The sequence below is a fragment of the Thermobifida sp. genome (assembly GCF_017577275.1).
Lineage (GTDB): Bacteria > Actinomycetota > Actinomycetes > Streptosporangiales > Streptosporangiaceae > Thermobifida > Thermobifida fusca.
In genome coordinates this window covers 44,124-57,845 of sequence record NZ_PITY01000014.1, presented here as the reverse complement: position 1 = coordinate 57,845, position 13,722 = coordinate 44,124, and the positions used below count along the sequence as shown (strand labels likewise).

The following is a 13,722-nucleotide window of genomic DNA, read 5'->3' as shown; positions in this document are numbered from 1 at the left end:
CATTCCCTTGAGCCGTAGGGCATTTTCCGGGTGCGTCCGGCACGGAGCAGGCCGTTCCGGTCATGGAGCGGCCGGCGAGACAGCCACTCGGCCTACGCCGGCCCCGCCTTCTCCGCTTCCCCCGGGCCCGCCGGTGCCCGGCTGCTCGCCCCCTTCGGAACCGCCTTCCTCAGCACCGCCTCCGTGGGGCTGTCCGGGAGCCTCCTCCCCGGCGGGGGGACTGTGCCAGGGGCCTTCCCCGGGAATGGTGGGGTTGAGGTGCGGCTCTTCCATGGGGTCGGTCTGGGACATGTCGTCGTACGGCAGGGACGGGTAGAGCTCTCCGCCGGGGTAGCCGGTGTCGCTGCTCGTGGGGGTGTCGGGGTCGATCGCGGACGGGGAAGGGACGGAGTCGTCGATGCCGTCCTGTGCCGGGGTGTCGCGGCGGGTGCCGTCCACCGGGGTGGCTTCGGGGGACTGCCCGTTGGGGGAGAGCAGGAACGTGTCGATGAGGAACCAGCCGCCGGCCAGGACGATGATGAGGATCCCCGCGGCCACAAGCCAGGACAGGACGGTTTTCCGCTCGCGTGTGGAACGCGGGGGCAGCGGCTGGTGGCCGGGACCGGCACTCCGGCGCGGCGGGCCCTCCCCGGGAGAGGAGGCGGTTGGCTGCTTGTTCTCTCCCGTGTTGACGAGGGCGGCGAGTCCGCTCGTGGTACGCAGCGGGCCGCTCGGGGGACTGCTGGCGGGGGCCTCGTCGGCGGGGCGGTTCGCGGCGAGCGCGGCCAGGCCGCTCACCGGCGTGCGGGACTCCGGGGCGGGGGTGTCTTCGGCCGCGGGCATCACCGCGGTGGGGGCGGGTTCTGGGGCCTGGTCGCCGATGGGGATCGGCAGTGCAGCGGTCGCCGCGATCTGCGTCTGCTCGTTGAGGGCCGCGGTGTACCCGTTTTCCAGGACTTCTTCGACCGGCACCTGGGGGAGTGTCGCCGGGTCGTGGCCGACGAGGACACCGAGGACCTGCACCGCGGTGGGGCGGCGCTCCGGCTCTTTGGCGAGGCAGGCCTCCAGGAGCGGCCGGAGCCGCTCGTCCACTCCGTCGAGGCGGGGCGGCTGGTGGAGGACCCGGTTGATGATCGCGGGCAGGGTTTCGTCGTGGAAGGGCGACTGTCCGGTGGCGGCGAACACCATGACCCCGGCCCAGGCGAAGATGTCCACGGCCGGGGTGAGTTCGCGTCCTTCCACCTGTTCCGGGGCCATGTAGGCGGGGGTGCCGACGATGGAGTCGGTCGCGGTCACCGTGGCCTCGGAGTGCCGGGCGATCCCGAAGTCGATCACCCTGGGGCCGTCCGGTCCCAGCAGGACGTTGGCCGGTTTGAAGTCGCGGTGGATCACGCCTGCCTGGTGGATCGCCACGAGGGCGGTGGCGGTGGAGATAGCGAGCCGGTCGAGCGCGGCCCCGGTCCGCGGCCCGTCACGGAGCACGGCGTCGCGGAGCGACGGGCCTTCGATGTACTCGCTGACGATGTAGGGCGGGTCCGCGTTGATGTCGGAGTCCAAAAGCGCCGCGGTGCAGAAGGGGGCGACTTTGGAGGCCGCTTCGATCTCTTTGGCGAACCTGCTGCGCGCTCGGCTGTTGGAGGCCCAGGAGGTCTCCATGACTTTGACGGCGACGCGGGTGCCGTCGGGAGCTTTGCCGAGGTACACCACGCCTTGGCCGCCCTTGCCGATACGGGCAACAAGGTCGTAATCCCCGACCCGAGTGGGGTCCTCAGGCCGTAGCGGACTTGTCATACGACTGTTCTCTCCCTCCACTCCGCCGGGCACTGGATGGCTCCAAACCGCGTCATGTCGGGAACCGTCCGGGAATGAGCGGGCAGGCTAGGTGAATGGCCACTGGAACGATCATGCTCCATCAGCGAACCACACCGTGGGCGGTTCCGCCAGAGCACATTCCCGTTCCCTGGAACGTGACGCACCTACAGGAACAGATGAACGAAATCACAGAAGAGTTGGTTCTGTCGAAAAGACCGAAAACCCTTTTCGGGCATTGGCTGACAACACGAAAGAGTCGGTCATCAGGAAAAGGAGAGCGAGATCACGGGGTCCAGTGGCGAGGGCAGCGCAAAGGCCGCCCCCGTGTCCCCCCTCAAAGCACGGAGGCGGCCTTCGCTAGGGAACGGCCGCCGACTCCTCCCCCCAGAAGCCGGCGACCTTCGGAATGGCCTACGTCACGGGAGGCCGTGGTTCTCTCCCGTGGTGATATCCAGAGTACCCATGCTCATCTGCTGAAACAACCGTGAGTCACTGATGAACACTTAAAGTGATGGCTATTCGTTCCTTTGCGCACAGTCAACTCCCGCCGTGCCGCGGGGGTGCTGAGCGGCCGCGCAGCAGCGCGCATAGCCTGGAAGCGTGCGTGTCCCACTCCTTCTGCGACCCCGCTGGCTCGGTATCCACCTGCTCGCGCTCCTCGCGGTGCTCACCTGCACCCTGTTCGGCTACTGGCAGTACGAACGGGCGCAGCGGCCGGACCGTGAGACGGTGACCAACCCGGTTGCGGATCTTGCCGCGGCGGTGGATATCAGCACGCTGCTCCGTCCCGGCGAGTACATGCCTCAGGACCTCGCTAACGAGGCCGTGGTCGTGACGGGGACCTACGACGCCGAGCACCAGTTGCTCTCCCCGGCGCTGTCCCCGGACGGCGCTGAAGGGTACTCCGTGGTGATTCCGCTGGTGACCGAGGACGGCGTCGCGGTAGCGGTGAACCGGGGGTGGATCCCCCTCGACGCCGCCGACGAGGTTCCTCCCCCGCCGGACGGCGAGGTCACGGTCCGCGGCTGGCTCCAGTTGCCGCAGGACGAGGCGTCACGCGGCTATTCGGCGATCCTCCCGGAGGGGCAGATCGCGCGGATCTCCTCCGCCCTGCTGGTCAACGAGTGGCCTTACCAGCTCTATGAGGGGTACGTCACGCTAGGGGAGCAGAGTCCGCCGACGCCCGCCGGAGCGGGGAGTGCGTTGGAAGAGTTCCCGCCGCCGGACCCGCCACAGGGGATCGTGTGGAACTTCCGGAACCTCAGCTATGCCGCCCAGTGGTGGGTGTTCGGGCTGGCCGCCATCGTGTTCTGGGTCTCCCTGATGCGGCGGGAGCTGGACGACCACCGGAAGGCGCGGCAGGACGGCGGTGCGGCGGCCGAGGGCCCTGCCGAACCGGCTCAGCCGTCGGCGGAGATGGTCGCCGACTGAGCGGCACCGGACGTCTGCTCTTCCGCGTCGATCGCGGCCTGCTCCTCGGCTGCGATCTTGCGTTCCACGAAGAATCCCACGACCGGGATCGTGCCGGACAGCATGACCCCGACGGTCCGGAGCGCGTTCCACCGGCGCTTGAGCGCCAGCCACAGCACGGACAGCACGAACACCATGTAGATGTAGCCGTGCGGGATCGCGATGTACATCATCAGCGGAGTCTCCGCACCGAACCACTGCTCCAAGCCGGCGGGGGCGGGAACCACGGAGAACTGGGCGGTCTCCCCGACGAGGTATTTGGCGGGCATCGCCACGAACGTCAACAGCAGCAGCCACGTCGAAGTGACGTAGGCCAGGACACGGTAGACCGTGAGAGGAAGACGCTTGTTCTCCACTTGGGCACCTCGGCTTCGACCTCGTGATCGGACCCGGTTGTCCGGCGGCACCGCCCAGGAGGCCGCCGGACAACCGGGCCCGTGTTCTCCGCTTCCTCTTTGAGACTAAGCGCTGTGCTGGACGCCCGTGACCCGGGTCGGGATGCCGGCTGTGCCGTGGTCACGGCGTCTTGACCGGCATACGGGTGGGGCTCTTCCACCGGCCGTCGGACTTGGTCGTCCACGCTTGCGGAATGGTGATGAGCATCAGGTAGGAGTCGAGCAGCCGCAGCGGCAGGTAGAACAGGCCGTAGAACAGGTAGCTCGGCCGACGGCGGATCATCGCGACGACGCAGGTGAGGATGTAGTCCGGCACGAAGAGGCCGACCGCCACCGTGCTCAGCGGCAGGACCGAGGTCACCGCGGCGTAGCCTGCGGCGTACCACTCCACGACGAGCACTTCCTCCCCGAACAGGGCCGGAGGAAGCACGAACACGAAGATCAGCGCGGTCAGCAGGAGCAGGGCCGCGACCAGAACGATCTCCAGGATGTAGAAGAACAGCGAGAACCAGAAGAGGCTCGGCCAAATACCGTGACGCCGCACGGTCTGCCAGAAGCCGAGGCTCCACCGCCGCACCTGGCTCTTGTAGTCGCTTAGCGTGAAGGGGTCCTGGGAGTAGGCCTTGGTGTCGGGACGCATCGAGATGCGGCCCAGCTTCTTGTGGTGCACCTCGAAGGTCATGTTGAAGTCTTCGATGACGAGGCCCTCGGGGTTGATATCCAGGTGCTTCAGGACACTGGTGCGGTAGGTGCTGGCAAACCCGGGGACGATGAAGGTGACGCTGGTGAATCGCCAGGTCTGGCCGAACCGGAGCATGTACTGCATCAGCCAGTAGAGCCGGTCGCGGTAGGCGGCGATCAGGCGGCCGATGACGGTGCGCTGCTGCGGCTTCCACTCGGCGACAACGAATCCGGCGACAGCGGCGACCGTGGGGTCCCGCAACTGGTCGCGGACGCCTTTGACGTAGTTCTCGTCGAGCTCGGTGTCGGCGTCGAGGATGACGACACCGTCGTAGTTGTCGATGAGGTCGAATTCCTGAATGACCGCTTCGATCGCGCCCGCCTTACCGCGGTTGGTCAGCAGTTCCAAGACGTTGACACCGGTCTGGGCGGCGATTTCGGCGGTGGCGTCGCTCGAACTGTCCGACACCACGTAGATGTCCCAGCGGTCGAAGAGTCGAAGGGCGGAACGGATAGCGCCGTCGATGACGGGTTCTTCGTTGTGCGCCGGGATGATGACCGCGAGCGAAATGGTCTCCGGGTCGGTGTTGACTTTGGGGATCTCGAATTCCCCGGTGTCCGGGTTGAGCACCGGGGTGGGAGTGCGGCGGGCGCGCCGCGCACCGCTTCGGGACCGGGCGGCGAAGGTGACCCGCTTGTCTTCGTCCCGGATCCGAGCCTTCGCACGGCGTGGAAGCTCCCGGCGGGAGCCGAAGGGATCGCGGCCGAGTAGTTTATGGATCCATTCATCGATCAGTCTGATCAGGCCGATCAGCGACCAGACCATGAGGTTGAGGCCTACCCCGATGATCAGCAGGAAGGCAACCGGGGTGTCGTTACCGGAGCCGAGGACGAACCTGAGCCACAGCATGAAGAGAAGTGCTGCGGTTGCCAACGAGAGCAGGCCCGCCAACCAGCTCCCGATGAAACGGGCAGTGCGCACTAGGGACCTCCGCAGAGTGTTGGGGTGACAGCGGGTGGCATAAAACTACCGTTAGATGGACGTTTCAACGGCACGGTGAGTTGTCCTGGGGCGATCAACGAAAACCGGATTACGAAAAATTGTGTATGTGGATCGACCGCAAGTCTGCACCATTGCTTTGGTAATCCGGGAGCACCGCCTCACCGTATGGATTGTTCCGAACAAAACATCGTCGTAATTGGGGAGGTGGCTATCGTTCAGGTTACGAATATATGACTTGATCGATGAAAGAGCCTGAGTCCGGTCAAGAAGAGGACGGCCGGAGGAGGAATCTCGTACCCTCAACCAGGAACCACGGCGCTCGACCGTTTGCGTGAAGGGGAATTGACTGTGCGTGTTGCCATGCACCAGCCGCACTACCTGCCATGGCTGGGCCTACTGGACAAGATCGACCGCTGTGACTTGTTTGTTGTCCTCGATCATGTCCAGTTTGAGAGGAAAGGGTGGCAGCACCGTAACTATGTGGCATCGAAGAATGGTCCGGTCCTGCTGACCGTTCCGGTGGTGCAGCGCAGCCGGGACGAGCGGATCATGGACAAATCGGTGAACAATAGTTCACCGTGGTGGGAGAAACACAGTAGAACACTGGCGCAACACTGTTACCGTAAGGCACCTTTTTGGGACGAGTTCGGCGCTGAAATCACAGCCATCTACGAACGCCGGTGGGAACAACTGGTCGACCTTTCTCTAGCGACCACCGAGTTCGTGCTCAACGCGTTCGGAATCACCACTCCCATGGTGCGCTCGAGCGAACTGGGCGAGTTCACCGTACAGAAGAGTGAACTGCTCGCGCAGATCAGCGCCAAAGTGGGGGCGACCACCATGCTCTCCGGCGATGGTGCCCGCGCCTACCTCGACAAGGACGTGTTCGACCGGTACGGGATCGCCGTCGAGTGGCAGAACTTCCAACACCCGGAGTACCCGCAGCACAACCGGAAAGGACAGGAATTCCTGCCCCGCATGGCAGCCATAGACCTGCTGCTCAACGTCGGCCCCGAAGGAATGGACCTGGTGCGCCAGGCGCGCATCGCCGACTGACCGGCCCGCACGCTCTTCCCTAGAACCGAAACGCTGCGACCTGCCTGAAGCGGCTCGGTGCTGCCTCAGGCCCTACTGAATCGAGGACATCCAATGATGATCGACTGGTCTCGCGAGCGGATCCTCATCCTCGCACCGCACCCTGACGATGAGACGCTCGGCTGCGGAGGGCTCATGCGCAAAGCCAAGGATGCGGGGGCCGAGGTCTACATCCAGTTCATGACCGTGGGGGACACCGCTGACAACTCGCCTAAAGGACTGTCCACCGCCGAAGAGCGCTACCAAGAAGTCAAAGAAGTCGCGGAATTCTACGGCTGGGACGACTGGCATTTTGCCTTTCCCGGTGACGCGTACCACCTCAAACTGGACGCGGTGCCCCGCTTTGAGCTCACCAACGCGATCGAGCGCGGCAGCCCGCTGTCCATCGCCAAGCTCAAACCGACCACGGTGATCGCGCCGCACCGCACCAGCTACAACCAGGACCACCAGATCACCGCTGAAGCGCTGCACACCGCGCTACGGCCGTCCAACACCCAACGGCGCCACCACCCGCGCCTGGTCCTCGCCTACGAGCAGGCCGCCGACCAGTGGCGCTACGACGCCGCACCGTCGCCCAACTTCTTCGTCGAACTCACCAAAGAGCAGGTGGACGCCAAGATCCACGCGATGCACCTGTACGGAACCCAGAGCCACGACCACCCGCACACCCGCTCCGACGAGACGCTGCGCAGCCTGGCCACCCTGCGCGGCATGCACGCCGGAGTGCCCTACGCAGAGGCCTACCACATGATGCGGTGGCTCGCCTGACCTTCCAGGCGCGGTGCCGTCACGCAGCAAACAGGAACACCCGAGCCCTTCTGCGGCCGTGTCTTTGCAAAGGAGAAACAGCGTGAAAGCCCTGGTTACGGGGGGCGCCGGATTTATCGGATCCCATTTGTGCGACTACCTGACGTCCCAAGGCCACCAGGTCACGGTGCTCGATGACCTGTCCACCGGCTCCAAGGAGAATCTGGCGCAGCTTGCTGCCGCCCCTAACTTCGAGTTCGTCGAGGGCTCCATTCTGGACACCGCGCTGGTCGACAAGCTGGTCGGCTCCTGCGACACCGTGTTCCACCTGGCTGCCGCGGTCGGGGTGCACACCATTGTGGACAAGCCCTTGGAGTCCCTGCGGGTGAACCTGCACGGCACCGAGAACGTGGTGGAAGCCGCGGCCCGGCACGGGGCCCGCATCATGGTGGCCTCCACGAGCGAGGTGTACGGCAAGAACGACGCGGATGGTCTCACCGAAGACGCCGACCGCATCCTCGGCTCCCCGCTGAAGAGCCGCTGGTCGTATGCGGCGGCGAAAGGACTGGACGAACTGGTCGCCTACGTCTACGGCAAGGAGACCGGGATCCCGACGGTCATCGTCCGGTTCTTCAACATCGTCGGCCCGCGGCAGACCGGACGCTACGGCATGGTGGTGCCGCGGTTCGTCAGCCAGGCGCTGGCCAACGAGCCGATCACCGTCTACGGTGACGGCACGCAGCGGCGGTGCTTCGGCTCGGTCTTCGACGTGGTTCCGGCCGTGGTGAAACTCATGGACACCCCGGCCGCCTACAACCAGGCGGTCAACCTGGGCGGTATGGAGGAGATCTCCATTCGCGGCCTGGCGGAACGGGTCATCGAACTGGCCGGTTCGAGCAGCACGATCGAGTACATCCCGTACGAGAAGGCGTACGGCGAAGGGTACGAGGACATGCGCCGCCGCATGCCGGACACGTCGCTCGCCAAGAAGCTCATCGGCTACGAGCCGACGCGCCGCCTCGACGACATCATCAACTCCATCATCGAAGCCAAGCAGGCCTGACCGGCAGAGACCACGGTGGCCCCTGGAACTTCCAGGGGCCACCGCCGGTTACGCGGGAAAAGCAGAGACGATAGCGATCACGCTGATCCCCAGGACGGCGAGGCTCACGGCGACGAGCGCCCACGGGCGGGCCAGGGGCGCGGGCGGTCGCAAGGAGCCGTCGGCACGCCGGCCGTGGTCGGTCTGCCGCCAGCGTTTCTGCAGGTGCACGGCGAGTACGGTGGACGTGCCGAACAGGATGCCCACCGCGATGAGCTGGCCGACCGTACCGGCCAGCGTGTCCTCGGGCGGGACCCGCAGATACAGCAGGGTCACCACAGCGAGCAGGAACAGAGTGCGCTGCCAGGACAGCAGGGTCCGTTCCGGCTGCAAGCCCGGGTCGCGTTCGCGGGGGCCGCTCATGGCAGGTAGTTCCCCACCACCACGGCCAGGCAGATCAGTCCGATACCGAGCGCTGTGATCAGCGGCAGCGGGGTGGTCGGCAGCGGCTGGTCGTGCCGCATCGCCCGCTGGACCCGCATCCACCGGATGGGGGCGTAGCAGGTGATCACCACGGCCAGGGCGGCCAGGGCCAGCCCCACGGAGAGTTGGGTGCCGCCATGCCACCGCAGCGGAACCAGGTGCAGCACTGCGACCGCACCCGCTACCAGCGCGAGCGCGGTGCGGATCCAGGCCAGGAACGTGCGCTCGTTGGCGAGAGTGAAACGGTAGTCCGGTTCTTTCCCGTCCCCGCCGTCGTTGGCCCGCCGTTTCGCTCTGGACAGTGCGCCCACGGTCCCCCCTTCCCCGGTGACACTGCTTCCCTCACGAATCTACGGACGAACGTTTTTCCGTACAAACCGGTATTGAACTGGGATTTTGTCGAGTGTTGGGGAGGGGTGGACGCATCGATGCCCCGAATGCGGAACAAAGCAGCGGCCTCAACCGCTGTACAAGGGAGAAGACCGTTGCTGACGCCACGATCAGGAGAGCCTGTGGCCACTATCGAACTGACCAAGGACAACTTCAATCAGACGCTCGAAGAGAACGACTTCGTCCTCATCGACTTTTGGGCCTCCTGGTGCGGGCCGTGCAAGATGTTCGCTCCGATCTTTGAGCGGGCGTCAGAACGGCACAAGGACCTGGTGTTCGCCAAGGTCGACACCGAGGCCCAGCAGGAGCTGGCCGCGAGCTTCAACATCCAGTCGATTCCGACGCTCATGATCGTGCGGGATCGGACTGTGCTCTACGCCCAGCCGGGCGCGCTGCCGGAAGCGGCCCTGGAGGACCTGATCCAGCAGGCCCGCGACCTCGACATGGACGAAGTGCGCCGGCAGATCGCCGAGCAGCAGGGCAACGGCCAAGCGTCGGAGTAGACCTCAGGCTGACCGGTGAGGGCGGTGAGGGGGCCGTACCGCGGTGATCCTCGCCACCCTTCGTCGTGGAGCGGCCGCCACAGCCCGCGGTTGTCCCGCAGGGCGCCGGTCACTGGCGGTGTGGGCCGTGGGGGCGCGCCAGGTACACCACGTCGGGAGCGCCCCGCCGCACGGGCACCCGGATCTCCTCGACCGCGCCGAATCGGCGGTCAAGCAGCAGGGCGAAGTCGGGGGCGGGCATTGCACTCCACACGGCCAAGGCCCCGCCCGGAGCGGTGAGCTGCGCCAACCGGTCCAGACCGTCCGGGCTGTACAACCGGCGGTTGCTGTCCACCACGGTCCAGTCGGGACCGTTGTCGATGTCCAGACACACCGCGTCGAAGGTCTCCGCTGTTTCAGCCAACCATTCCACCAGGTCAGCGCAGACCACCTGGCAGCGCGGATCGTCAGTGGGACGCCCCGCGGCCTCGCCCAGCGGACCGGAATGCCAGGCGATGACCGCCGGCTCCACTTCGATCACCCGCACGTGGGCGACCCGTGGACTGGCCAGCGCCTCCGCCGCGGAGAATCCCACCCCGAGCCCGCCGACGAGGACCCGCAGTCCAGTCTGGTCCGCGGGCAGGACACGCAGGCAGGCGCGGACCAGTTCACGTTCGGAGCGGCCGTCCCGGGTGTCCATGAGGAACACGCCGTTGCTGATGATCTCGTAGTCGGTGCCGACCCGCCGCAGCACCAGGTCCCCGCCGCTGACCCCCTGGGTCCGGTCGACCACCACGGGCGCAGCGGTGTCAGAGAACCCCGGTACTCCTTGTGCGGACCTGTCCATCGTGCTTCAGAGTCGGCAGGCGTAGATATCGGTGACGAGGATGGCGCGGGCCCCGATCTCCCACAAGTCGTCCATGATCCGCTGGGCGTCGCGGCGCGGCACCATGGCCCGGACCGCCACCCAGCCTTCCCGGTGCAGGGGCGAGACGGTGGGCCCCTCCATGCCGGGGGTGAGAGCGATGGCCTCCTCCAAGTGCTCGGCGTGCACGTCGTAGTCCATCATCACGTAGTCGCGGGCGACGAGCACACCGCGCAGCCGGCGCAGCAACTGCTCGACTTTCGGGTCGTCCGGTTCCCCTTTGCGACGGATGACGACCGCCTCGGATTCCAGAATGGGCTCCCCGAACGGCTCCAGTCCGGCCTGGCGCAGGGTCGTGCCCGTGGACACGACGTCAGCGACCGCGTCGGCCACACCCAGCTGGATCGAGCTCTCCACAGCGCCGTCGAGGTGGATGACCCGGGCTTCGATGCCGCGCTTCTTCAAATAGGACGTGAGCAGCCCTTCGTAGGAGGTGGCGATCCGCTTCCCAGCGAGGTCTTCCACCGTCATCGAGGAGCCGTTGCGCGCGGCGAAGCGGAACGTGGAATTGCCGAAGCCCAACGCCAGCACTTCTTCGACGGGGGCGCCGGAGTCGATGAGCATGTCGCGGCCGGTGATTCCCACGTGGAGGATGCCTTCACCGACGTAGACGGCGATGTCCTTGGGGCGCAGGAAGAAGAACTCGGCTCCGTTGTCGGGGTCGAGCAGGACCAGGTCGCGGGAATCTTTGCGCTGGCGGTACCCGGCCTCGCGCAGCATGGCGATGGCAGGCTCGGACAACTGGCCCTTGTTGGGCACGGCGATGCGCAGCAGATCGGTCATGGGATGCTTCCTCGGCTCACGGATTCCGGCATGGGACGTCGGGACAGGTCGGTCTCGCGTGCGTGACGACGCGGGAACCGACCTAGAGATGCCGGTAGACGTCTTCCAGACGGAGGCCGCGCGCCAGCATCAGAACTTGGACGTGGTAGAGGAGCTGGGAGATCTCTTCGGCGGTTTCTTCGTCGCTCTGGTATTCGGCGGCCATCCAGACTTCAGCCGCTTCCTCGACGACCTTCTTGCCGATCGCATGCACCCCGGCGTCCAGTTGGGCGACCGTCCTCGATCCTGCCGGGCGGGTCCGCGCCTTCTCGGACAGCTCGGTGAACAGCTCTTCGAAGGTCTTCATGATCTCTTTCCTTGACTGCGTGCTCTCCTAGGGTAGGCGCAGCCGGTCGGAGACGGAAAGTGGAGGCGGTCGAAGCGGAAGTGAACACTGCGGGGAGCTGTCCGGGGCGTGCCGCGGGTGGTCACGCACTGGTGCGTTTTGCGACCGCGTGGAACAGCCCTGGGGGAAGGGCATGGAGCAGGGCGTTGACCGCCTTGTACTGGGCGCCCGGCACGACTCGGGTCCGGCCCGAAGCCCAGCCGCGCAGCGAGTCGGTCACCACGCGCTCCCGCGGGACGAACGCGATATCGGGCGCCCCTTTCTCCTGCAAGGACCGGGTCATATCGGTGCGGACGTAGCCGGGGAGGACCGCGGTCACCCGCACGCCGTGCCGGGCCGCTTCGACCGCGAGCGTGTCGGTGAGGGAGAGCACATAGGCCTTGGACGCGGAGTAGACCGCGCCGCCGGGAGCGGCCGGCAGCAGTCCGGCCATGGACGCCACGTTGATCATGCCGAGCGGTCGGGAGCTCCCTGCCTCGCGGAGCTGGCGGGCCCGTTCGATCTGCACGGGGAGTACCGCGTGCGCCAGCCGGGTGAGCGCACGGATGTTCAGTGCGAGCGTGTCCTCGATCGCGCTGACCGGAATCGTCGCGAAATCGCCGCCGTGCGCCTGTCCGGCATTGTTGACCAGCAGGTCGATCGGGGCGTCAGCGGTGTCACCGGTGACTCGCAGCCGCTCTTCGACCGTGGCGAGGTCCTTGTCGTCGGTGAGATCGGCGGGCAGGCACTGCGCGGGCACGCCGTAGCGGTCGGTGAGCTCCGCGGCGAGCGCGGCGAGCCGGTCGGCACTGCGCGCCACCAGCACCAGAGAGTAGCCGCGTTCGGCCAGTTGCCGGGCGTATTCTTCTCCGATTCCCGTGGACGCGCCGGTGATGAGGGCGGTACGGGGGTGTGCGTGGTGGTCGCTCATGGTCCCGGATGGTATCGCCGCCTCGCCCCCGAAGCGAGGTGGATGTCCCGAAGGCCGGGAAGGTCAGCGGGGCGGGCGGCTGCCTCACCCGCTGGCCACGGCCGGGGTGAGCGGGCGTTTCGCCGCCGGCAGCAGGCAGAGCCGTTTGACGAGCAGTACCGTGGTCCGCCCGTCGGGCTCGACGTCGAACACGACCTCGTCCATGAGGGCGTGCATGAGGAAAATACCCCGACCTGACTCAGAATCTGGAGCAGGGCGGGGCGGGGCGATCGTCGGAGTGAAATGCCGGCCGTTATGAGTGATGCGGATGACGCAGCAGGCCTGCTCAATGCTGACCGAGACCTGGTAGCCGGATGCCGGAGCGCCGTGGTCGATCACATTCGCGCAGGCTTCCGAGGCCGCCACCAGGATGTCGCGCTGGCATTCGGGGCAGACACCGTGGACGTGCAGGGCACAGCCTAGGAAGCTACGCAGAACGGGGACCGTGTACGCCGCCCTCGGCAGTGCGACCTGGAATCGCCTTTCCATCAGAGTCAGCCCCCCGAACCTCGGTACCGTTAAAAACCTTCCCGAGGCTATTCACGCGAAACCGCGCGATTTCGGACGGGTCCCGGTTATGGGGCCTCGTGGTGCTTCATTACTCTACGCGGAGTGAGAAATCCTCGATAACCGGGTTGGCGAGCAGGGTCTCGGCGAGCTTGCGGATTTCGGCGAGACGGGCCTCGTCGGCTTCGCCCTCGAGGTCGATCTCGAAGCGCTTGCCCTGACGGACTTGGGTCACCCCGGAGAAGCCAAGCCGTTCGCAGGCGCCCAGGATGGCCTGGCCCTGGGGGTCCAGGATCTCGGGCTTGAGCATGACATCGACGATGACGCGGGCCACGGGGTCCTCCAGGAGTTGTACCGCACCGGTGGTGACGACGTCGCTGGTGTCCAGGCGGACACGGGACGCAGGGCCGGGGCGAGCGCAGCCAGGGGCCTGGCCGCGGCTCGGCGCCAGCCGGACAGTCCAGAGCGTACGGTACCGGCCACGCGGGGAGGAAACCGGCTGTTCCCGAGGCCGGTGATGTGTGCGACGCGCCGTGTGGGGAAGCGGAACCGTAACGTCCCGGGCCGCTACGGATAAGGCCTTCCGGGGCGTCG

At 66.4% G+C, this 13,722-nt stretch carries 16 protein-coding genes; 5 read left to right on the top strand and 11 right to left on the bottom strand.

The features are described from left to right. Positions 1-60: 60 nt before the first annotated feature. Complete coding sequence (locus CW348_RS02485) at positions 61-1,770, bottom strand: serine/threonine-protein kinase (RefSeq protein WP_011290610.1); 1,710 nt, start codon at positions 1,768-1,770, stop codon at positions 61-63. 621 nt (positions 1,771-2,391) lie between these two features. On the opposite strand from CW348_RS02485, the gene CW348_RS02480 reads away from it, so the two are divergent. Further along, on the top strand, positions 2,392-3,222 hold the full coding sequence (locus CW348_RS02480) for an SURF1 family protein (RefSeq protein ID WP_011290611.1): 831 nt from the start codon (positions 2,392-2,394) through the stop codon (positions 3,220-3,222). On the opposite strand, the gene CW348_RS02475 is transcribed toward CW348_RS02480, so the two are convergent. Then, positions 3,192-3,617 (bottom strand): DUF3817 domain-containing protein, encoded by a 426-nt coding sequence (locus CW348_RS02475; RefSeq protein ID WP_011290612.1) that lies wholly within the window; start codon positions 3,615-3,617, stop codon positions 3,192-3,194. The genes CW348_RS02480 and CW348_RS02475 overlap by 31 nt on opposite strands. A gap of 160 nt (positions 3,618-3,777) precedes the next feature. Continuing rightward, positions 3,778-5,319: a glycosyltransferase family 2 protein gene (locus tag CW348_RS02470; RefSeq protein ID WP_011290613.1), complete on the bottom strand. Its 1,542-nt coding sequence runs from the start codon at positions 5,317-5,319 to the stop codon at positions 3,778-3,780. A gap of 369 nt (positions 5,320-5,688) precedes the next feature. Here CW348_RS02470 and CW348_RS02465 point away from each other — a divergent pair, with 369 nt between their 5' ends. The 3 genes from CW348_RS02465 to CW348_RS02455 all read left to right on the top strand — a co-directional run bounded on the left by CW348_RS02465 (position 5,689) and on the right by CW348_RS02455 (position 8,245). Further along, positions 5,689-6,396, top strand: coding sequence for a WbqC family protein (locus CW348_RS02465; RefSeq protein ID WP_038043096.1), 708 nt, complete (start codon positions 5,689-5,691; stop codon positions 6,394-6,396). A 93-nt stretch (positions 6,397-6,489) separates the two neighbouring features. Further along, positions 6,490-7,203, top strand: coding sequence for a PIG-L deacetylase family protein (locus CW348_RS02460; protein ID WP_011290615.1), 714 nt, complete (start codon positions 6,490-6,492; stop codon positions 7,201-7,203). A gap of 82 nt (positions 7,204-7,285) precedes the next feature. Next, positions 7,286-8,245, top strand: coding sequence for an NAD(P)-dependent oxidoreductase (locus CW348_RS02455; RefSeq protein WP_287462638.1), 960 nt, complete (start codon positions 7,286-7,288; stop codon positions 8,243-8,245). A gap of 48 nt (positions 8,246-8,293) precedes the next feature. Here CW348_RS02455 and CW348_RS02450 read toward each other — a convergent pair whose 3' ends face one another. Next, a complete protein-coding gene (locus tag CW348_RS02450) occupies positions 8,294-8,647 on the bottom strand; it encodes a DUF202 domain-containing protein (protein WP_011290617.1) in 354 nt (117 codons plus the stop codon). After that, entirely contained in the window at positions 8,644-9,018 is a 375-nt protein-coding gene (locus CW348_RS02445; protein WP_011290618.1) for a YidH family protein, read from the bottom strand. The genes CW348_RS02450 and CW348_RS02445 overlap by 4 nt, the downstream gene beginning before the upstream one ends. 201 nt (positions 9,019-9,219) lie before the next feature. Here CW348_RS02445 and trxA point away from each other — a divergent pair, with 201 nt between their 5' ends. Further along, the gene (trxA, locus tag CW348_RS02440; RefSeq protein WP_016188041.1) at positions 9,220-9,600 is read left to right on the top strand and encodes a thioredoxin; all 381 of its coding nucleotides are present in this window, start codon (positions 9,220-9,222) and stop codon (positions 9,598-9,600) included. Positions 9,601-9,709: 109 nt separating this feature from the next. On the opposite strand, the gene CW348_RS02435 is transcribed toward trxA, so the two are convergent. The 6 genes from CW348_RS02435 to purS all read right to left on the bottom strand — a co-directional run bounded on the left by CW348_RS02435 (position 9,710) and on the right by purS (position 13,462). Continuing rightward, positions 9,710-10,426 (bottom strand): spermidine synthase, encoded by a 717-nt coding sequence (locus CW348_RS02435; protein WP_011290620.1) that lies wholly within the window; start codon positions 10,424-10,426, stop codon positions 9,710-9,712. 6 nt (positions 10,427-10,432) lie between these two features. Next, entirely contained in the window at positions 10,433-11,287 is an 855-nt protein-coding gene (hisG, locus tag CW348_RS02430) for an ATP phosphoribosyltransferase (protein WP_011290621.1), read from the bottom strand. Between the two features lie 82 nt (positions 11,288-11,369). Beyond that, the gene (locus CW348_RS02425; protein WP_011290622.1) at positions 11,370-11,633 is read right to left on the bottom strand and encodes a phosphoribosyl-ATP diphosphatase; all 264 of its coding nucleotides are present in this window, start codon (positions 11,631-11,633) and stop codon (positions 11,370-11,372) included. Between the two features lie 121 nt (positions 11,634-11,754). Further along, positions 11,755-12,582: an SDR family oxidoreductase gene (locus CW348_RS02420; RefSeq protein WP_016188042.1), complete on the bottom strand. Its 828-nt coding sequence runs from the start codon at positions 12,580-12,582 to the stop codon at positions 11,755-11,757. Between the two features lie 84 nt (positions 12,583-12,666). Then, positions 12,667-13,110 carry an ATP-binding protein gene (locus CW348_RS02415; RefSeq protein ID WP_038043097.1) on the bottom strand — a complete coding sequence of 148 codons (444 nt, stop codon included), beginning with the start codon at positions 13,108-13,110 and terminating at the stop codon, positions 12,667-12,669. A 109-nt stretch (positions 13,111-13,219) separates the two neighbouring features. Further along, positions 13,220-13,462 carry a phosphoribosylformylglycinamidine synthase subunit PurS gene (gene purS / locus CW348_RS02410; protein ID WP_011290625.1) on the bottom strand — a complete coding sequence of 81 codons (243 nt, stop codon included), beginning with the start codon at positions 13,460-13,462 and terminating at the stop codon, positions 13,220-13,222. Between the last annotated feature and the right edge of the window lie 260 nt (positions 13,463-13,722).